Source organism: Bacillus sp. FSL M8-0277 (genome assembly GCF_037975305.1).
Classification (GTDB): Bacteria; Bacillota; Bacilli; order Bacillales; family Bacillaceae; genus Bacillus; species Bacillus pumilus.
On the sequence record NZ_CP150255.1, the window covers coordinates 1462363 to 1481648 of the forward strand.

General features: G+C 41.7%; 18 protein-coding genes. 13 read left to right on the forward strand and 5 right to left on the reverse strand.

All coding sequences use genetic code 11. From position 1 onward, the window contains the following. The first annotated feature begins 27 nt into the window (after positions 1-27). On the forward strand, positions 28-351 hold the full coding sequence (locus MKZ05_RS07235; protein WP_003210819.1) for a YlaH-like family protein: 324 nt from the start codon (positions 28-30) through the stop codon (positions 349-351). A gap of 31 nt (positions 352-382) precedes the next feature. Here the strand turns inward: MKZ05_RS07235 and MKZ05_RS07240 are convergent, their stop codons facing one another. Together MKZ05_RS07240 and MKZ05_RS07245 are read right to left on the reverse strand one after the other, a co-directional pair. Beyond that, positions 383-613, reverse strand: coding sequence for a YlaI family protein (locus MKZ05_RS07240; protein ID WP_003210787.1), 231 nt, complete (start codon positions 611-613; stop codon positions 383-385). Positions 614-714: 101 nt separating this feature from the next. Beyond that, positions 715-1332 (reverse strand): YhcN/YlaJ family sporulation lipoprotein, encoded by a 618-nt coding sequence (locus MKZ05_RS07245; protein ID WP_310023612.1) that lies wholly within the window; start codon positions 1330-1332, stop codon positions 715-717. Positions 1333-1472: 140 nt separating this feature from the next. On the opposite strand from MKZ05_RS07245, the gene MKZ05_RS07250 reads away from it, so the two are divergent. Further along, entirely contained in the window at positions 1473-2795 is a 1323-nt protein-coding gene (locus tag MKZ05_RS07250) for a PhoH family protein (protein WP_339162375.1), read from the forward strand. Positions 2796-2811: 16 nt separating this feature from the next. Here MKZ05_RS07250 and MKZ05_RS07255 read toward each other — a convergent pair whose 3' ends face one another. Further along, positions 2812-3294: a hypothetical protein gene (locus tag MKZ05_RS07255; protein ID WP_050945113.1), complete on the reverse strand. Its 483-nt coding sequence runs from the start codon at positions 3292-3294 to the stop codon at positions 2812-2814. A gap of 119 nt (positions 3295-3413) precedes the next feature. On the opposite strand from MKZ05_RS07255, the gene glsA reads away from it, so the two are divergent. The 5 genes from glsA to MKZ05_RS07280 all read left to right on the forward strand — a co-directional run bounded on the left by glsA (position 3414) and on the right by MKZ05_RS07280 (position 11226). Continuing rightward, the gene (gene glsA / locus MKZ05_RS07260; protein WP_003211229.1) at positions 3414-4343 is read left to right on the forward strand and encodes a glutaminase A; all 930 of its coding nucleotides are present in this window, start codon (positions 3414-3416) and stop codon (positions 4341-4343) included. A 122-nt stretch (positions 4344-4465) separates the two neighbouring features. Continuing rightward, complete coding sequence (locus tag MKZ05_RS07265) at positions 4466-4747, forward strand: YlaN family protein (protein ID WP_003212509.1); 282 nt, start codon at positions 4466-4468, stop codon at positions 4745-4747. Between the two features lie 210 nt (positions 4748-4957). After that, on the forward strand, positions 4958-6169 hold the full coding sequence (ftsW, locus tag MKZ05_RS07270; RefSeq protein ID WP_137054677.1) for a putative lipid II flippase FtsW: 1212 nt from the start codon (positions 4958-4960) through the stop codon (positions 6167-6169). A gap of 80 nt (positions 6170-6249) precedes the next feature. Continuing rightward, positions 6250-9696, forward strand: coding sequence for a pyruvate carboxylase (pyc, locus tag MKZ05_RS07275; RefSeq protein WP_226805138.1), 3447 nt, complete (start codon positions 6250-6252; stop codon positions 9694-9696). Positions 9697-9795: 99 nt separating this feature from the next. Then, the gene (locus MKZ05_RS07280; protein ID WP_226805140.1) at positions 9796-11226 is read left to right on the forward strand and encodes a deoxyribodipyrimidine photo-lyase; all 1431 of its coding nucleotides are present in this window, start codon (positions 9796-9798) and stop codon (positions 11224-11226) included. A gap of 43 nt (positions 11227-11269) precedes the next feature. On the opposite strand, the gene MKZ05_RS07285 is transcribed toward MKZ05_RS07280, so the two are convergent. Continuing rightward, a complete protein-coding gene (locus MKZ05_RS07285; RefSeq protein ID WP_339162015.1) occupies positions 11270-12193 on the reverse strand; it encodes a heme A synthase in 924 nt (307 codons plus the stop codon). Between the two features lie 393 nt (positions 12194-12586). Here MKZ05_RS07285 and cyoE point away from each other — a divergent pair, with 393 nt between their 5' ends. The 6 genes from cyoE to ctaG all read left to right on the forward strand — a co-directional run bounded on the left by cyoE (position 12587) and on the right by ctaG (position 18749). Then, positions 12587-13504, forward strand: a complete 918-nt coding sequence (cyoE, locus tag MKZ05_RS07290) for a heme o synthase (protein ID WP_003211774.1) — start codon at positions 12587-12589, stop codon at positions 13502-13504. 278 nt (positions 13505-13782) lie between these two features. Continuing rightward, complete coding sequence (gene coxB, locus MKZ05_RS07295) at positions 13783-14850, forward strand: cytochrome c oxidase subunit II (protein ID WP_003212202.1); 1068 nt, start codon at positions 13783-13785, stop codon at positions 14848-14850. Between the two features lie 166 nt (positions 14851-15016). Next, positions 15017-16888, forward strand: coding sequence for a cytochrome c oxidase subunit I (ctaD, locus tag MKZ05_RS07300; RefSeq protein ID WP_050945109.1), 1872 nt, complete (start codon positions 15017-15019; stop codon positions 16886-16888). Continuing rightward, positions 16885-17508, forward strand: coding sequence for a cytochrome c oxidase subunit III (ctaE, locus tag MKZ05_RS07305; protein ID WP_088001578.1), 624 nt, complete (start codon positions 16885-16887; stop codon positions 17506-17508). The genes ctaD and ctaE overlap by 4 nt, the downstream gene beginning before the upstream one ends. 2 nt (positions 17509-17510) lie before the next feature. Beyond that, positions 17511-17840 carry a cytochrome c oxidase subunit IVB gene (ctaF, locus tag MKZ05_RS07310; protein WP_003211520.1) on the forward strand — a complete coding sequence of 110 codons (330 nt, stop codon included), beginning with the start codon at positions 17511-17513 and terminating at the stop codon, positions 17838-17840. Positions 17841-17870: 30 nt separating this feature from the next. Next, positions 17871-18749 carry a cytochrome c oxidase assembly factor CtaG gene (gene ctaG / locus MKZ05_RS07315; protein WP_003211132.1) on the forward strand — a complete coding sequence of 293 codons (879 nt, stop codon included), beginning with the start codon at positions 17871-17873 and terminating at the stop codon, positions 18747-18749. 31 nt (positions 18750-18780) lie between these two features. On the opposite strand, the gene MKZ05_RS07320 is transcribed toward ctaG, so the two are convergent. After that, positions 18781-19146: a YugN family protein gene (locus MKZ05_RS07320; protein WP_050945108.1), complete on the reverse strand. Its 366-nt coding sequence runs from the start codon at positions 19144-19146 to the stop codon at positions 18781-18783. Between the last annotated feature and the right edge of the window lie 140 nt (positions 19147-19286).

A 19286-nucleotide genomic window follows, 5' to 3' on the forward strand; every position in this document is an offset into this window, starting at 1 on the left:
CCTGAAAGATAAGGGGAGGGAATCTTTTTGAATGATCAGGAAGTAAGTGAAAATCTATCCTTTTTCGCGATGCTGTTTCGTGTCGATGAAAATCCGCAAACAGGGATGTGGCTCCTATATGGCACCATCCTTGTTTTAGCGATTATTGTTTTTAAGCTCGGCTTTGCTAGACGTTTACCGATTTTAAAAGCGCTCGTGATTTACTTGTTTTTGATTTTTGGCTGCACGTTTCTCACATTTCTAGGAATCTTCCTGCCAGTAGCGGAAGGCCTAGTTGTGGCAGCTGCCATTTTGATTATTTATAAAATACGGCTGCATCGTGCGAAAAAAGAAGGAACAGTGAATACGTAAAAAAAGACCTGAACATGTGTCAGGTCTTTTTTTATGTCTTTTGTTCTTTTTTTCCTTTTTTCTTCTTTTTCTCTTTCGTCGCAGGATCTTGATAAAGAGAGAATCTGCCAGTCTTGATGCGTGCTTCTGTCTTTACTTTAATACGTTCCTGACAGTCATCGCACATATATGTATGAATCGGTCGATTTCTTAACCGCTTAGCAACGAGTGTATCATCATCAATGGTTTCAAGCTTCTCACATATTGAGCACTTCACTCTCATCCTTTTCACCTCACTTATTGCATTTATTATAGCATGTTTTCCAGCTACTTAAAATCAGCGTAGAAAACGGCTTATATCACAGGAGATATAAGCCGTTCTCTTTATTTCTTCTGATTCATATGATGGTTTGATTGATCGTTTTGATGTTCGTCTAACTGCTTTTGATCATTTTGTTTGAGCTGATCATTCGGCTCATTTGTCGGATCTGTTTCGTGGCGATCAATTTCATTTCTCGGCATCTCTGGCATCACGCGGCCGACGATGGCGGCTAGTTCATCCATAATCCCACTGACAGGACGGCCTGCTTGTATTTCTTTGCCCATTTCTTTTAACCGGCTGACTGTATCCGGATCAGCGACCACAACAGCATTCGCACCTTCTGGATCATTTTTCAGTGCTTTTGCAACTGAATATTTAATGTTTTCTACTTTGCTTCTATCTAAATCATCTTTTACATCAATACCAACAACAGCATAGCGGCCGATGACGATCGCCGTTGCATCATTGACATCTGCTACGTGCTCTGTCACTTTGACAAGATGCTGCGCAACATCTGTAGATGACCGGGCTTGATTGGTCTTTTTCTTCGTTGAGTCTGACACCCGTACTACGTGCTGGCGTCCATCATGCTTGTCTAGTGCCTCTGGCTTTTCCTGCTGCTGACAAGCGCCCAACAGAATGATGGCTTGAATCATGAATAATGTCAAAAATAGTCGCATCTGTATTCCCTCCTTCACAAACTACATGATTTATTTTATTGTTGAATTAACCTTCTAACTTTATTCATGAAAACATATATTTTAACAATCGTTTTGGGAAAGACAAGGATGAATGAAACCCCGATCAGGAGGCGAAGGACCTGAGTAAAATTTATGTATTAGACACAAATGTGTTATTACAGGATCCGAATTCAATCTTTTCATTTGAAGACAACGAGGTCGTCATACCAGCCGTTGTGTTAGAAGAAGTAGACTCAAAAAAGAGATATATGGACGAGGTTGGACAAAATGCCCGGCGCGTCTCACGCCTAATCGACGGTTTAAGATCGAAAGGGAAACTGCATGAAAAAATTACACTAGAGTCAAAAGGGACGCTACGCATTGAACTGAATCACCGCTCTTTTCATGAGCTTCAAGAAATTTTTATTGAAAAAACGAACGATAATCGAATTTTGGCAGTCGCGAAAAATTTAAGCTTAGAGGAAGAAACAAAGCCTCATGGCAGGCCTGTTATTTTGGTCAGCAAGGATGTGTTAGTGCGGGTAAAGGCGGATGCTATAGGGCTTCAAGCAGAAGACTTCTTAAGTGACCGTGTTTTGCAAAATGAGGACATCGATAATGGCTATCATGAGCTCTACATTCCGACTGAGCAATTGAATACATTTTATAAGCAAAATCAATTACCAATAAAAGAGGTCACAAGCGCACCATTCAACCCTCATCAATTTGTCATCATGAAGGGAAATGAAGGTGGTTCTGCTTTAGGAATGCTTGATCAAAAGGCAGAGCATGTAAAACGTCTCGTTTATGATCAAGAGCATATTTGGGGAATCCGTCCAAAGAATGTCCAGCAGACGATGGCACTCGAGCTGCTTTTGCGCCGTGACATTCCGCTCGTGACACTGATTGGAAAAGCGGGGACTGGTAAAACATTGCTTGCACTTGCTGCCGGATTAATGCAGACAGAGGACCTCGGTATGTTTAAAAAGTTGATCGTGGCGCGCTCCATTGTGCCTGTCGGGAAAGATATAGGATATTTGCCTGGAGAAAAGGAAGAAAAGCTCAGACCATGGATGCAGCCGATCTATGACAACCTAGAGTTTTTATTTAATACAAAAAAGCCGGGCGAGCTTGATGCGATTTTGTCGGGAATTGGATCTATTCAAGTCGAAGCATTGACGTATATTCGGGGAAGAAGTATACCTGATCAATTTATTATCATTGATGAGGCGCAGAATTTAACAAAGCACGAGGTGAAAACATTATTAACGCGAGTCGGAGAGGGAAGTAAAATTGTGCTCATGGGAGATCCAGAGCAGATTGATCACCCTTATTTAGACAGCTTAAATAATGGGCTTATGTATGTGATCGAGCGGTTCAAAGGGCAGCAAATATCTGGACATGTCAAGCTTGTCAAAGGAGAAAGGTCTGGACTTGCACAGCTTGCCGCTGATTTGCTATAGTCCAGACCCTCTGTTCTTATGTAATGATCAGCTCTTTGACACCTTTTATCGGCTGAGTGAGGTTGGACTGATCCGCGAAATAGACGTGGATGGGTCCTTCTTCTGTGATTGGCTTACCATGTTGGCTGAAATGAGCAATGCTTTCCATTGCCTGAGAAAGCGGTACAGCAATTGTACCTGTTTCTGTGACAAATTCGCATGTATCCGCATGTTCAAGCGGCTCAGCATTTTTTAGCATATCGCCAAGCTTCATCCCGAAGCTGCCTGTGACGAGTCTTTCCTTTTCGTACTTCTTCTCTGTTTTTAACGTAGGTGGAAGAGTTTGACCTTCTCTTATAACCCGCTCTTGGTCAAGCTCCTGATCTAGCTGTTTCTCTTCACTTGCTGCATTTTTTTCAAAGAATGAATCCATTAAAAATTTGCGGTCATCAAAAATCCATACACTTGGATCAATGGTGATCTTGTACTGTACGTTCCCCTTGATTTGAATGATGCTCATGTTCAAGACAACCCCTTTCCAACATAAATTATAGAAGTTTTCTCCCGCTTTGTCACTTTCATAAACATGCTGCACCTTGTACACACTAATCATACATGAAAGATAGGGAGTGTATGAGCATGGCATGTCGCGACAATGAAGAGCTTCAGCGATTTGTAGAAGAAGCAAAAAAAGTGGCCAAAGATGGTCAAGTAGCATCCTATATTCCCGCTCTCGGCAAAGCGGATCAGACGGATTTATCTGTGGCAGTGTATCATGTGAGTAATACGTGCCACTCAGCTGGAGATGTAGATAAACGATTTACCCTTCAAAGCATTTCAAAAGTATTAGCACTGGCGCTTGTGCTCTCAGAAGAAGGGCCAAAAAAAGTCTTTCAATTTGTTGGACAAGAACCAACAGGTGACCCGTTTAATTCAATGATCAAACTGGAAACAGCGAGTCCGAATAAACCGCTGAATCCAATGATTAATGCAGGAGCGCTCGCAGTCACGAGTTTAATCAGAGGAGCGACTCCGCAAGATCAGCTGGGCCGGTTGCTCAGCTTCATTAGAGAGCTTGCTAATGACAAAAGCATTACATACTGCAAGGAAACAGCAGCCTCCGAATTTGAGACATCGATGATTAACCGGGCAATGTGCTATTATATGAAGCAATATCATATTATTAGAGGGAACGTAGAGGAAGTCATGGACGTCTATACGAAACAATGTGCCATCATGATGAACAGCTTGGATTTGGCGAAAATTGCTTGTGTTTTTTCATTAGACGGCAGACATCCAGAAACGGGGAAGCAAATTCTTTCAAAAGATGTCGCTAGAATTTGTAAAACCTTTATGGTGACGTGCGGCATGTACAATGCGAGCGGAGAATTTGCCATTAACATCGGAATTCCTGCAAAAAGCGGTGTCTCAGGCGGGATTATGGGAGCTGCACCATATGATTTTGGAATCGGTATCTTCGGTCCGGCTTTGGATGAAAAAGGGAATAGTATTGCTGGGATTAAGCTGCTTGAGCTGATGAGTGAAAAATACGAGATGAGTATCTTTTAATGAAGGAAGGCTTCTTTTTATTTTTACAAAGCGAACTGTACAAATCTGCTTGCAATTTTGGGCGTTTCGCTTTATGATAAATAGAAGAATTAGGTACTCGCCTGGGGAACGGAGGGATACTTTTGGCGTCAGAAATTTTAGTCGATCATCGGCAAAAAGCACTGGCTTTATTAAAATTGGATGCAGATAAAATTTTAAAATTGATCCAAGTGCAAATGGACAACTTAACGATGCCGCAATGTCCTCTTTATGAAGAGGTTTTAGATACTCAAATGTTCGGATTATCGAGAGAAATTGATTTTGCTGTCCGGCTTGGATTAGTTGATCAACATGAAGGTAAGAAACTACTCGATAAACTTGAGAGAGAGCTTTCCGCACTTCATGATGCGTTCACAAAAAAATAATGATTGAAAACTCAAACTTCCTTAACATAAGTTTGAGTTTTTTTGTCCTCTATTTTCTTTTCATTGTTTCATGTCAAACGGACTTGATTCATTCATGAATGACGAACAATATAAAAGAGGTAAAACGAGATCAAACGGAGAAAATGTAGTAGAATAAAAACAGCTAAGAGGATATCAAGCAGTAGAAACAGACGTTAGGAAGAGGATTATATGTTAAAGAGAATGCTAAAATCGTATGACTACTCATTATTGTTCGCCATTATTTTAATTAGCGCATTCGGTTTGGTCATGGTGTATAGCTCAAGTATGATTACATCTGTGATTAGATACGATGCCGCGCCAGATAATTTTTTTAAGAAACAGCTTTTATTTATGATCGTTGGAGCCGTCATCTTGCTCTTTACAGCATTAGTTCCATATCAGCTGTTTTCAAATAAGAAATTTCAAATCGGTATGCTGCTGCTATCCGTTTTTTCCCTCATCTATGTGTACTTTGGCGGTCATATTGCAGGGAACGCAAGAAGCTGGATTAAAGTAGGCCCATTCAGTCTTCAGCCAGCGGAATTTGTGAAGATTGTCGTTATTATTTATCTTGCTGCTGTGTATGCAAAAAAGCAGCATTATATTGATCATATTTTACGAGGAGTCACACCTCCAATCGTGATTGTTTCGATCTTATGCGGATTTATCATTTTGCAGCCAGACTATGGGACAGCCTTTATCATTGGCATGATTGCTCTTGCGATGATTTTATGCTCAGGGTTTAGCGGGAAAACACTTGCGAAGCTGCTGGCGTTATTTAGTGCCGTGATGGTCATCGTAACCCCATTTATTATTCTGTTCTGGGATAAAATATTCACGCAAAATCGCCTCGGGCGTTTTGAGAGTTTCCAAGATCCCTTTAAAGATGCAGGGGATACTGGACATCAATTGATTAATTCCTATTACGCCATTGGATCAGGCGGCTTTTTTGGACTGGGTCTAGGAGAAAGCGTTCAAAAGTACGGGTATCTTCCAGAGCCGCACACAGATTTTATCATGGCAATCATTTCAGAAGAGCTTGGCTTTTTCGGCGTATTTTTTGTACTCGCTCTCCTTGGCTTCATCGTCGTGAAAGGTTTTTATATTGCAAGAAAGTGTGAAGATCCATTTGGAAGTTTGCTTGCAATAGGAATTTCCTCCATGATTGCGATCCAAACATGCATTAATTTAGGCGGTGTTTCAGGTCTGATTCCGATTACTGGGGTCACTCTTCCGTTTATTAGCTACGGGGGATCGTCCATCATTTTACTGAGCGGTTGTATGGGAATATTGCTGAATATCAGCATGTTTACTGAATATAAAGAGCGTTACAAAAAGAAAAAATCAATGATCAAGCCATCAGTTCAAAAAAATGGATTGCAGAAAACTTTGAATCTTTAGAAAACAAAAGTGTACAGTTTTCATTTCTTCCTTTATTATAGAGTACATATAAAATTTTAAGGGATATGGAGGAGTGAGAAATGTCACAGAGAACAATTCAAAAGGTTCTAGTTGCAAACAGAGGGGAAATTGCTATCAGAGTCTTCAGGGCCTGTACGGAGCTCAATTTACGTACAGTAGCCATTTATTCCAAAGAAGACTCGGGCTCTTATCATCGCTATAAAGCCGATGAAGCATATCTAGTTGGAGAAGGGAAAAAGCCGATTGATGCCTACCTTGATATCGAGGGGATCATCGAAATTGCAAAACGAAATGACGTGGATGCGATTCATCCAGGATACGGATTTTTATCTGAAAACATTCATTTTGCAAGACGATGCGAAGAGGAAGGCATTCAATTTATCGGCCCAACTTCTCAACATTTAGATATGTTTGGAGATAAAGTAAAGGCAAGAGAAGAAGCGAAAAAAGCTGGAATTCCAGTCATTCCAGGAAGTGACGGACCAGTTGATTCGGCCGAAGAAGTCGAAAAATTCGGTGAAGAATACGGTTACCCATTTATTATTAAAGCTTCACTAGGCGGCGGCGGCCGGGGTATGCGGATTGTCAGAACGAAAGAGGAGCTGAAGGAAGCCTATGACCGTGCGAAGTCAGAGGCAAAAGCGGCTTTTGGAAATGACGAAGTATACGTTGAAAAACTGATTGAAAATCCGAAACACATTGAGGTGCAGGTGATTGGTGACAATCACGGCAATATCATTCATTTATATGAGCGTGACTGCTCTGTTCAAAGGCGGCATCAAAAAGTTATTGAAGTGGCGCCAAGTGTGTCTCTTACAGATCAACTGCGTGAAGACATTTGCGAAGCGGCTGTTCAGCTGGCTCGGAATGTATCATATATCAATGCAGGAACTGTAGAATTCCTTGTTGCAAATGGAGAGTTTTACTTTATTGAAGTCAATCCAAGGGTACAGGTAGAACACACGATTACTGAAATGATCACTGGTGTCGATATCGTCCAAACCCAAATTCTTGTCGCAAAGGGCTATGACCTTCACAGCAAGGAAGTCGGTATACCAAAGCAAGAAGATATTTTCACACATGGTTTTGCCATTCAATCAAGGGTTACAACAGAAGATCCTTTAAATGATTTTATGCCAGACACAGGGAAAATTATGGCCTACCGTTCAGGCGGGGGATTTGGTGTACGACTTGATACAGGGAACAGCTTTCAAGGTGCAGTCATTACACCTTATTACGATTCACTATTGGTCAAGCTGTCCACATGGGCGCTCACATTTGACCAAGCGGCTGCTAAAATGGTTCGAAACTTACAGGAATTCAGGATTCGCGGAATTAAAACAAACATTCCGTTTCTTGAAAACGTGGCAAAGCATGAGAAGTTTCTAAAAGGGGAATACGATACGTCGTTTATCGATTCAACGCCAGAGCTATTTAATTTCCCTAAGCAAAAAGACCGTGGAACGAAGATGCTGACTTATATTGGTAACGTGACCATTAATGGATTCCCTGGTATTGCGGAGAAAAAGAAGCCTCATTTTGACAAGCCTGTTGTACCGAAGCTTCCGCTCAAGCAAGAGATGCCATCTGGGACTAAACAATTGTTAGATGCGCATGGACCTGAGGGCCTTGCCAATTGGGTGAAAGAACAAAAGAGCGTCCTTTTAACAGATACAACCTTTAGGGACGCGCATCAGTCTCTGCTTGCGACCCGCTTCAGAACTCATGATTTAAAGAAAGTAGCCCAGCCAACAGCAGGTTTATGGCCAGAGCTGTTTAGTATGGAAATGTGGGGCGGTGCTACATTTGATGTTGCGTACCGTTTCTTAAAAGAAGATCCTTGGCAGCGATTAAAAGAGCTTCGCCAAGAAGTGCCAAACACGTTGTTCCAAATGCTTTTAAGATCATCAAACGCTGTCGGATATACAAACTATGCGGATAATGTGATTAAAGCATTTGTAAAGGAATCTGCCGAGGCAGGCATTGACGTGTTCCGTATTTTCGATAGCTTAAACTGGGTCAAAGGCATGACACTTGCCATTGATTCTGTTCGTGAATCAGGCAAAGTGGCAGAGGCAGCCATTTGTTATACGGGGGACATTCTCGATCCATCTCGTCCGAAATATGATCTTAAGTACTATGTATCTCTTGCGAAAGAGCTTGAATCTGCCGGTGCACATCTTTTAGGTATTAAAGATATGGCGGGATTATTAAAGCCGCAGGCAGCTTATGAGTTAGTCTCTGCTTTAAAAGATGAACTCACAATCCCTATCCATCTTCATACACATGACACGAGTGGAAATGGACTGTTCACCTATGCAAGGGCAATTGATGCAGGTGTTGATATTGTCGATGTGGCCGTCAGCTCTATGGCAGGACTCACATCGCAGCCAAGCGCAAGCTCACTGTACTATGCTTTGGATGGGCATGAAAGAAAGCCAGACATGAACGTCCAATCGGTCGAACACCTTTCTCAATACTGGGATTCTGTTAGAAAATACTACCGTGAATTCGAAAGTGGCATGAATTCACCTCATACAGAAATTTATGAGCATGAAATGCCTGGCGGACAGTATAGTAACTTGCAGCAACAGGCGAAAGGTGTCGGACTTGGCGACCGCTGGAACGAAGTAAAAGAAATGTATAGACGTGTGAATGACATGTTTGGTGATATTGTGAAGGTGACACCTTCCTCTAAAGTAGTCGGAGACATGGCTCTTTATATGGTGCAAAATGATTTAACAGAGGAAGATGTCTATGAAAAAGGAGCAACTTTAGACTTCCCTGATTCTGTTGTGGAGCTATTTAAAGGCTATTTAGGCCAGCCGCATGGCGGGTTCCCTGAAAAATTGCAAAAGCTGATTTTAAAAGGAGAAGAACCGCTCACTGTCAGACCTGGTGAAAAGCTGAAGCCAGTTGACTTTGAAGCTATTCAGCAGCAGTTCAAAGAATCTCATGACCTGACGCTGACAGAGCAAGACGCGATTGCGTATGCCTTATATCCAAAAGTCTTTTCTGAATTTGTCCAAACAGCAGAAAGCTACGGAGACATCTCTGTTCTTGACACACCAACTTTCTTCTACGGGATGAGGCTTGGTGAAGAGATCGAGGTAGAAATCGAAAAAGGAAAAACCCTCATTGTTAAACTCGTGTCAATTGGAGAACCGAATCCAGATGCCACAAGAGTTCTTTACTTTGAGCTAAATGGACAGCCGCGTGAAGTCGTGATTAAGGATGAAAGCATCAAATCATCCGTTCAAGAAAAAATGAAGGCGGACCGTTCAAATCCAAATCACATTGCCGCATCAATGCCAGGCACTGTCATCAAAGTGCTCGTGGAAAAAGGACAGAAAATCTCGCAAGGTGAGCATTTGATGATCAATGAAGCCATGAAAATGGAGACGACTGTACAAGCCCCATTCACTGCGGTCGTAGATGAAATACATGTGACAAATGGAGAACCGATTCAAACCGGAGATCTGCTGATTGTTTTAAAGCCTGAATAATAAGTGAGACACATCCATCGTGATGTGTCTTTTTTTGAGCGCATTAAAATGTGCAGCAGCCTGCGAGAGTGATTACACTATAGAGTGAGGTGAAGAAAGTTGGAAATTGTCGTGATTTGGTTTCGCCGAGATATGCGATTAGATGATCATATCGCCTTGTCAAAAGCGATCACTTATGCAAAAAAACACGAGTACAAATTATTGGCTCTTTATCATCTAGATCCATTCTTTACTGAAATGGAAATGGATATAAATAACGAACATTTCTTTCAAAACTTGGCGCATTTCGTCAAGGAAGCGAGAGAATCTCAAGTGTATGTTCACCTTCTCCATGATGATGTCCTGCGCGCCTTTCAGCAGGTCATGGAAGTGTATGACATCAAAACCGTCTTTTTTAATGAAGATGAGGTGGGGATCGGTCAAAGGCGTGACAAGCAAGTAACCGATTTTTTAGAAAAGAAGGGCATTCATGTGTCAACATGGCAAGATACACACCTTCACGGGGTGCGAGATATTTTAAAAGCAGATGGGTCACATTATCAAGTGTTTACCCCATACTATCAATCATGGCGTAAGCAAGAAAAGCAGCCTGTGATAAAAGTTGACAAATCATTTTTTAGCAGCGAGCATACGATTTGTAATGAGCCACTTTCGCAAAAAGGAAATGATAAACTGCGAGAATTGATAAAGGGCTGCTCAAGGAAGTTTGATCAAATTGGCTCAGACAAAGCGATGAACACGCTTCATCAATTTATCCAAAAAAGATTAACGCGTTACCATGAGAAACGAGATATTCCGTCTGTTTTTGGAACGAGCAAGCTGTCGCGGTTCTTAAAAACAGGCACTATTTCGATTCGAACGATCTTTCATGCGATATATGAAGAAGCACTCTATGAAGACGAGGGCAGAGAGACTTTTATCAAAGAGCTGGCATGGCGTGATTTTTATCATATGATTTATGCGCATTATCCTGAGATGAAAGAAAAAGAAATCAATTCGGCGTTTCAAGGGATGAAATGGAATGAAGATGAGACGCTGTTTGAAGCTTGGTGTAAAGGAGAGACAGGTTTTCCGCTCGTTGATGCAGGGATGAGACAGTTAAATGAGGAGGGCTGGATGCATAACCGTTTGCGAATGATTACAGCTTCATTTTTAACAAAGGATTATTTGATTGATTGGAGAAAAGGCGAAGCGTATTTTGCAAAAAAACTTGTGGATTATGATGAGGCGTCAAATATCGGAGGATTTCAGTGGGCAGCCTCCGTCGGAACAGATGCGGTGCCGTACTTCCGTATTTTCAACCCGACCACTCAGTCAAAGCGATTTGACCCGAGCGGAGAATATATTAGAAAATATGTACCAGAGCTAGAGCATGTCGATGAAAAATGGATTCATGAACCAAGTAAAATGCCGATTGATGAGCAATTGAAATCGGGCTGTGTGCTAGGTGATACATACCCGCTGCCGGCAGTTGACCACCAGGAAAGACGCAAAAAAGCCATTTCGCTATTTGAAGAAGCAAAACAATAATAAAACAAATCCCCCATTCCGCAAGAAAGGGGGATACAAATTCTTATTTGAATGGTTCTTTGCTTTCATATTTAAACCGGGCAATGAGTAGGCAGAAGTAACAGAGTACTCCAAACAAACAGGAAATAAAGAATGAATGAGCCAGCGCATAACCTAGTGCGAGCTGAGAATACACAGACATCACACCTGAAATCGCTTGAAGTGTAATGAGAATGGCTGAAATGATCCATCCATAATACAGCTGCTTCTGTTCTTTATAATGTTTCATGGCATGGAACATCGCAACAAATATCCAGACGAATAAAAGAAGTGCTGCTGCTCGGTGAGACATTTGCACCCACTGATTAAAGTATGTTGGAAGTGCACCGTCTTTTGAACAAAACGGGAAAACAGAGCAAGCAAGGCTTGACTTAGTATGCCTCACATAAGCACCCGTGTACACCACGATATACGTATAGGTGATCAAACCATAAATATGAAACTGCATTTTTTTGCCGATATGAAGCGGCTTCACAAGCTTTGTTTCAGATCGGGTTGCCTCAAATACAAGAAGTGCAAGCAATAACACTGAAGCAAAAGAAATGAGTGAAATACCGAAGTGCAGTGCCATGACAAGTGCGTTGGAACCAAACACGACGGCAAGAGCCCCTAACAGCGCTTGTAGCAGTAAGAATATAATCGACATGATGACCAAAAATTTGGTTTCACGGAATACTGGACTAATCTTTTTCCAGCATAAGACCGCCAGTGCCAAGACAAGAATGGTTGAAACCCCTGTTGACATGCGGTGACTCCATTCGATGATGGAAGCAGGGTTCATTTCAGGGAAGAAACGACCGTGACAAAGGGGCCACTGCCTGCCGCAGCCAAGACCCGAGCCGGTTTTCGTCACAAGCGCACCGCCAATCAAAACGATCAGCATCACAAACGTTGTGATCACGCTCAATAACCTTAAAGCAAATTTCATCAAATTATTTCACCTTCTCTAAAAAACTTCTGATCTAATTGAAAAACCTCACATGCTCTCAAGTTTAAGCCAAATGCGTGTTCTGTTGCAATTCATAATGACCAAAGTTCACAAAAAAATGATATGTTAGTTCACAAAGTTTACAGATTTAGAGTGCTTGATCTTTCTTTCACAGTCTGATAGAAATAGAGGAGAGAATATTTCATTTTGCACCGCCTTCTGAAACACAGGTAAATCCTAATAAATTCACTAAAAGTTCACAAATAACTTCGAGATTGTCGTTTATTATTTAATAGGATGTTTTTTTACAGCTGTTTATCTTGTATGATAGAGTTGTAACGAATTTACGTTTCATTGTTTGTTTGAAGGTTTGGGCAAGGGAGGTTATACACATTGGCAAATTCCAAAACAGCCGCGGAAGCAGCTATTCATGGACAAATAGAAGAAACAACAGCTTGGAAAGATTTTCTTGCTCTGATTAAAATGGGCATCGTCAATTCCAACTTCATTACAACATTTACTGGAATGTGGCTTGCTTTTTATTTTACAGGGATGAGTTTCCTTGGGAATCTTGATATTGTGCTGTTAACAATGATTGGTTCTTCTCTTATTATTGCCGGTTCATGCGCCATTAATAATGCGTTTGACCGTGATATTGATATATTAATGGAAAGAACAAAAACAAGACCGACGGTTACAGGTAAGATTCAGCCGGGGCAAGCGTATGCATTTGGTATTTTGCTTGTTGTACTTGGACTCATCATGCTTCTGATGACAACTATCACATCAGCAGTGATTGGATTTATCGGAGTCTTTACTTATGCGGTTCTTTACACCATGTGGTCTAAACGCCATTACACCATTAATACCGTTATTGGAAGTGTATCTGGTGCGGTGCCGCCATTAATCGGCTGGACAGCTGTCACAGGTACAATCGACACAACGGCTTGGGTTTTGTTTATGATTATGTTCATTTGGCAAATCCCGCACTTCCTGTCACTTGCGATTAAGAAAACGGAAGATTACCGTAAGGCAGGTATTCCAATGCTACCAGTCGTTTATGGCTTTGAAGTCACGAAACGCCAAATCATCATTTGGACAGCATGTCTTCTCCCGCTTCCATTTTTCTTAGGTGGATTAGGATGGCCGATTGTAGCACTTGGCACATTGCTGAATATTGGATGGCTCGTCATTGGCCTTATGGGCTTTAAAATGAAAGACGTCATGAAGTGGTCAACGCTCATGTTCGTTTATTCATTAAACTACTTAACCATCTTTTTCGTCGCGATGATTATTATTACACTATTCTAGAGTAAAATACACTTTGATCACATCAAAACAAGGCTATATCTTATAACACAACATTTTCTAACAACTATGAAAGCCGCCTGATATTCAGTTCTATTTAGGCGGCTTTCTGTTTATACATAGATGGTATTTTGAGTAAAAACATCATTTTTTTATGAAAACAGGAAATGTAAGTGCTTTTATAAGAGGCGGGGGTTATGGATGGGTGAAAAGTGATTTTATAAATAAGAGGTAAAAAGCGAAAGGCAAAGGAGATCAAGCAAAAGGGGTTGGGACAAATTATGATAAGAAAATGGCGTGTTTATTCACTGTTTCTCTTATTGACGCTCGTTTTGGCGGGCTGTGGTGAACCATACTTATCAACACTCAAACCAGTTGGGGAAGTAGCAGATAAACAATTTTTCCTAACGGTACTGAGTACACTCATTATGGTTCTTGTCGTCATTGTTGTATCGATCATTTTCTTTTACGTCATCATTAAATTCAAACGTTCTAAAGTTGGAGAAGATACGATTCCAAAGCAGGTGGAAGGGAACCGTAACCTAGAAATTACGTGGACAGCGATTCCGATTCTTCTCCTCATTATTCTCGTTGTGCCTGTTGTGGCATACACGCTTGAGCTTGGGGATACAAGCGCTATGGATAAGAAAAAACGAGATCCTGAAAAGACACTTGTTGTCAATGTAAGAGCCAGTTTATATTGGTGGGAATTCGAATACCCTGATTATGGGATTGTCACGAGTCAGGAATTGATTGTACCGACAGATCAAAAGGTCTACTTCAAGCTGAAAGCATCTGATGTGAAACACTCTTTCTGGGTTCCATCGGCTGGCGGTAAAATTGATACAAACACAGACAATGAAAACAAGTTTTATTTAACCTTTGATTCAAAACGAACGAAAGATGCAGGAGAATATTTCTACGGGAAATGTGCGGAGCTTTGCGGTCCCTCGCATGCTTTAATGGACTTTAAAGTTAAAACGCTTTCTCAAGATGAGTTTTTAGGATGGACGAAAAAAATGGCTGATTACAAGAAGCCTACATCCACAAAAGATCTTGCCCTTGAAGGTGAAAAATTATTTAAAGAGAAAAACTGCTTGAGCTGTCACGCAGTAGAGCCTGGGGACGAACGGCCGGAAGCGGCAAGGACAGCACCAAACCTTGCAACCTTCGGAGAGCGAACGAAAGTAGCTGGAATTAAAGACATGAACAAAGAAAACGTGAAAGCATGGCTGAAAGATCCAGAGAGCTTTAAACCAGGAAATAAAATGACAGGGACGTACCCTAAATTAAATGACTCAGAAGCAGATGCACTTTATGAGTATTTAAAAGGACTTAAAATCGAGTAATTTCTAATAGGAATGTGTAAGAGGGTATGTAATCGATGTGAAGTTTTTGTTAAGAGCTCCCGAATATGTCTCTACAACCAAGAAGTAGCCATCTGTCAGACACAGTCTGTGTAAAGTTAAAACATCTATATGAAAAGGGGCAAATGGGAGATAAGAGGGGGATTTCATGGTGAGTACTATAGCTAAAAAGCGGGGGTTTGGCGCTGTCTTATGGGATTACTTGACGACGGTTGACCACAAAAAAATTGCCATACTATATTTAGTGGCAGGGGGATTTTTCTTTTTAATTGGCGGCCTGGAAGCGATGATAATCCGTATTCAGCTAGCCATCCCTGAAAATGATTTTGTAAGTGCAGGGTTTTACAATGAAGTCATGACGATGCATGGAACAACGATGATTTTCCTTGCAGCAATGCCGCTTTTATTTGCATTAATGAATGCGGTTGTACCTATTCAAATTGGTGCACGTGACGTAGCGTTTCCATTTGTGAATTCACTTGGTTTTTGGCTGTTCTTTTTCGGAGGAATTTTCTTAAATCTTGGATGGTTTATGGGCGGGGCACCTGATGCAGGCTGGACTGCATACGCTTCGCTCACGCTGAATTCGGAAGGACACGGCATGGATTTCTATATTTTAGGGTTGCAGATAGCGGGTATTGGTACGCTAATTGCCGGAATCAACTTTCTTGCAACGATTATTAATATGAGAACGCCTGGTATGACGTATATGAGAATGCCGCTCTTTACTTGGACGACATTTGTCGCCTCAGCACTGATTTTATTCGCATTCCCGCCGCTTACTGCAGGGCTTGCGATGCTGATGCTTGATAGAATGTTTGATACGAGCTTTTTCAATCCAGAGCTCGGCGGAAATACTATCATCTGGGAGCATTTGTTCTGGATTTTCGGACACCCAGAAGTTTATATCTTAATCCTGCCAGCATTCGGAATATTTTCTGAAATCATTCCAGTGTTTGCAAGAAAAAGGCTGTTTGGCTATTCGTCCATGGTGTTTGCGACTGTATTGATTGGTTTCCTTGGATTCATGGTGTGGGCGCATCACATGTTCACAACTGGACTTGGTCCGATTGCCAATGCGATCTTTGCTGTAGCCACAATGGCGATTGCGGTGCCGACAGGAATTAAAGTATTTAACTGGCTGCTCACCATATGGGGCGGTAATGTGAAGTTTACAACGCCAATGCTGTATTCCGTTGCCTTTATACCGTCGTTTTTACTTGGCGGGGTAACCGGAGTCATGCTTGCAGCAGCTGCAGCAGATTATCAGTTCCATGATACGTACTTTGTTGTGGCGCATTTCCACTACGTCATTATCGGCGGGGTCGTATTCGGTATTTTAGCTGGTGTGCATTACTGGTGGCCGAAGATGTTTGGAAAAATACTGAATGAGAAGCTTGGGAAAATTGGCTTTGTGCTGTTTTTCGTCGGTTTCCATTTAACCTTCTTTATCCAGCATTTTCTCGGTCTTTGGGGCATGCCGCGCCGAGTCTTTACATTCTTGCCGGGTCAGGGGCTAGACCTTGGGAACTTGGTCAGTACGATTGGGGCACTGTTCATGTTTGTAGCTGTTGTCATCATGCTGATTAATATCATCTGGACGACAGCAAAAGGGGAGCGTGTATCGGGCGATCCTTGGGGAGATGGAAGAACGCTTGAATGGGCAGTGTCTTCACCTCCGCCAGAATATAACTTTAAACAGCTTCCGCTTGTCAGAGGACTAGATCCATTATGGATTGAAAAAATGGATGGTAAAAAAGGAATGACAGCATCTGAACCGCTCGATGATATTCACATGCCGAATAATTCCATCTTACCTGTCATTATCTCATTCGGTCTATTTGTGTCAGCGTTTGGCTTCATGTATCGTCAAGAGCATAGCTGGGGGCTTCCAGTGATTCTCATTGGTCTTGGCATTACATTTGCGACCATGCTGGTTCGCTCTCTTAAAGACGATCATGGGTACCATATTCACAAAGAAGATTTGACCGATGACGATGATAAAGGGGTGAAAGCATAATGGAACCACAAAAAATGACAGCAGAAACTTTTCCGGCTTCTCCTGAGAAAGCCACGTTAGAAGGAAAGAATAAGTTCGTCGGGTTCTGGTTGTTTCTTGGGGGAGAAACCGTTCTGTTTGCATCGCTCTTTGCCACGTATTTGGCGCTGAAAAACTCTAATGCAGGCGGAGCAAAAACAACTGATATGTTTGATCTCACGCTTGTCTTTATTGCCACGATGCTACTACTAACGAGCAGTTTAACGAGTGTGTATGCAATGTATCATATGAAAAACTTTGCCTTTAAAAAGATGCAGCTTTGGCTTGGTGTGACTGTGCTATTAGGTGCTTCATTTTTAGGGGTTGAGATTTATGAGTTCTATCATTATGTGCATGCGTATGATTTTACCATTACCAGTTCAGCTCTTGGTTCCTCCTTCTATACACTTGTAGGAACTCACGGGGCTCACGTCGCCTTTGGACTTTGCTGGATTACCGCTCTTATGATTCGAAATATGAGACGCGGACTCGATTTATACAATGCGCCGAAATATTATGTGGCAAGTCTGTATTGGCACTTCATTGATGTTGTGTGGGTCTTCATCTTTACCGTTGTATATTTAATGGGAATGGTGGGATAAGAATGGGAAATAAAAACACAAATCAGTCTAAAGTCGATCTTGTATACCGTAAAAAGAAAAATGCCGAAGAAATGAAGCATCAGCTCATTTCTTTCGGCTTGATGATTGGATTAACCTTTGTTGCCTTTTTAACAATCGCTTCTGAAGACGTAGGAAACTGGTTCGCAGTACCATTTATTTTACTGCTTGCCGTTATTCAGGTGGCTTTTCAGCTTTATTATTTTATGCACATGAACCAAAAAGGGCATGAAACACCCGCATTGTTTCTTTACTCAGGTGTGTTTGTCGCGTTTATTACCGTATTAGCCTTTTTGACCATTATTTGGTGGTAAGCCCGCTTTGCCCTTGAAGGAGGCGCAGCAATGGAGAACTTAGAAATATTCGGATTTCGGGCATTATGGAGCCCTTACTATTTGACTAGTATTGTCATAGCAGCTGCTCTTTATCTGCTTCTTGTGACAAAGGGGAAGTATCGTGCGACGGTAAAAGAGAAAACGCTGTTTCTGACCGGGCTTGTGCTGTTATACGCCGTAAAAGGAAGCCCAATTGATTTAATGGGGCATATTATGTTTAGTGCACATATGGCGCAAATGGCGGTGCTCTATTTAGTCATTCCGCCTCTCCTTATTACAGGATTACCTGCGGCCATTTGGGAGCGGATCATACAAACACCAGGCATTCAGCAGATGTTTCGTTTGTTTTCCAAGCCTTTAATTGCATTGCTCGGGTTTAACGGCTTGTTTTCGATGTACCATATTCCGCTTGTGTTTGACTTTGTGAAAACAGATCCGTTTTATCATGCGCTGATGACAGTGGTCATTTTTATCGCTGCTTTTTTCATGTGGTGGCCGCTCGTTCATAAAGTCCAAAGTCAGCCTCAGATTACAGGCATTTTAAAGCTTGGTTATATCATGGCAGACGGGATATTAATGACTCCTGCGTGTGCACTCATCATGTTTAGTGAGGCGCCGATCTATGCAACCTATTCTGATGCTGGTGCTTGGATACAGGCGCTGCATCTATGCGTACCAAGTGATACGCTGGCAGGCCTTGCGCTCACAGGTCCTGAAATGTTCCATACCTTGCCGCTGCTAGAAGACCAGCAGCTAGGCGCGATTTTGATGAAAATTATTCAGGAGATTGTGTACGGCTCGATCCTTGCTGTTGTCTTCTTTGACTGGGCAAGAAAAGAAAGAGCGAAAGATGCCGTACCAGATGCCCTGATTCCGAAATATGAATGAAAAAAGCACAGCCGGATGGCTGTGCTTTCGTTTATGCTTCTGCAGTCATTGCTTCTAGTTTTTCTTTCAGCTGTTCAAGCGTTTTTTTGCTTGATTGGATGAGAGACTTAGGGAAATCTTCGCCTTCGCCGTATTCAACACCGTGCGGATAATAATGTTTTCCAAGTAAAGGTGTAAGAAGCTGTATGTGTGCTCTTTTTGAACCTACATCTCCTTCGGTGGCGTAGCCGGAAATGCGTAAATAAAAGGTTCCCTCTACCATGTTAAACTTTCTGTCGTACGTCACACGCTCATAATCCCATTGATCGGCTCGTACAAATCCTTCACTTTCCATGATGAAATCTAATTTATTTAAGTCAGCTGCTACCTTTTCAATCCCCGTACCTTCAAACTTCACCCAAAACCCCTCCTTATAAAAATTCCCTTTACTGACAATCATAGTATGAAAGCGTTAAACTTTCAACTGTGAAAGGTATGTTCTTTTATAACCTGGTTACAGTAATAAAGAAAATAACAGATGGAGGAATCAACGTGAAA

What these genes read in the sequence shown, in the direction of transcription:
- MKZ05_RS07240 (WP_003210787.1), bottom strand. Translation starts at nt 613, where the DNA reads ATGAGAGTGAAGTGCTCAATATGTGAGAAGCTTGAAACCATTGATGAT.
- MKZ05_RS07245 (WP_310023612.1), bottom strand. Translation starts at nt 1,332, where the DNA reads ATGCGACTATTTTTGACATTATTCATGATTCAAGCCATCATTCTGTTG.
- MKZ05_RS07255 (WP_050945113.1), bottom strand. Translation starts at nt 3,294, where the DNA reads ATGAGCATCATTCAAATCAAGGGGAACGTACAGTACAAGATCACCATT.
- glsA (WP_003211229.1), top strand. Translation starts at nt 3,414, where the DNA reads ATGGCATGTCGCGACAATGAAGAGCTTCAGCGATTTGTAGAAGAAGCA.
- ftsW (WP_137054677.1), top strand. Translation starts at nt 4,958, where the DNA reads ATGTTAAAGAGAATGCTAAAATCGTATGACTACTCATTATTGTTCGCC.
- pyc (WP_226805138.1), top strand. Translation starts at nt 6,250, where the DNA reads ATGTCACAGAGAACAATTCAAAAGGTTCTAGTTGCAAACAGAGGGGAA.
- MKZ05_RS07285 (WP_339162015.1), bottom strand. Translation starts at nt 12,193, where the DNA reads ATGAAATTTGCTTTAAGGTTATTGAGCGTGATCACAACGTTTGTGATG.
- coxB (WP_003212202.1), top strand. Translation starts at nt 13,783, where the DNA reads ATGATAAGAAAATGGCGTGTTTATTCACTGTTTCTCTTATTGACGCTC.
- ctaD (WP_050945109.1), top strand. Translation starts at nt 15,017, where the DNA reads ATGGTGAGTACTATAGCTAAAAAGCGGGGGTTTGGCGCTGTCTTATGG.
- ctaF (WP_003211520.1), top strand. Translation starts at nt 17,511, where the DNA reads ATGGGAAATAAAAACACAAATCAGTCTAAAGTCGATCTTGTATACCGT.
- ctaG (WP_003211132.1), top strand. Translation starts at nt 17,871, where the DNA reads ATGGAGAACTTAGAAATATTCGGATTTCGGGCATTATGGAGCCCTTAC.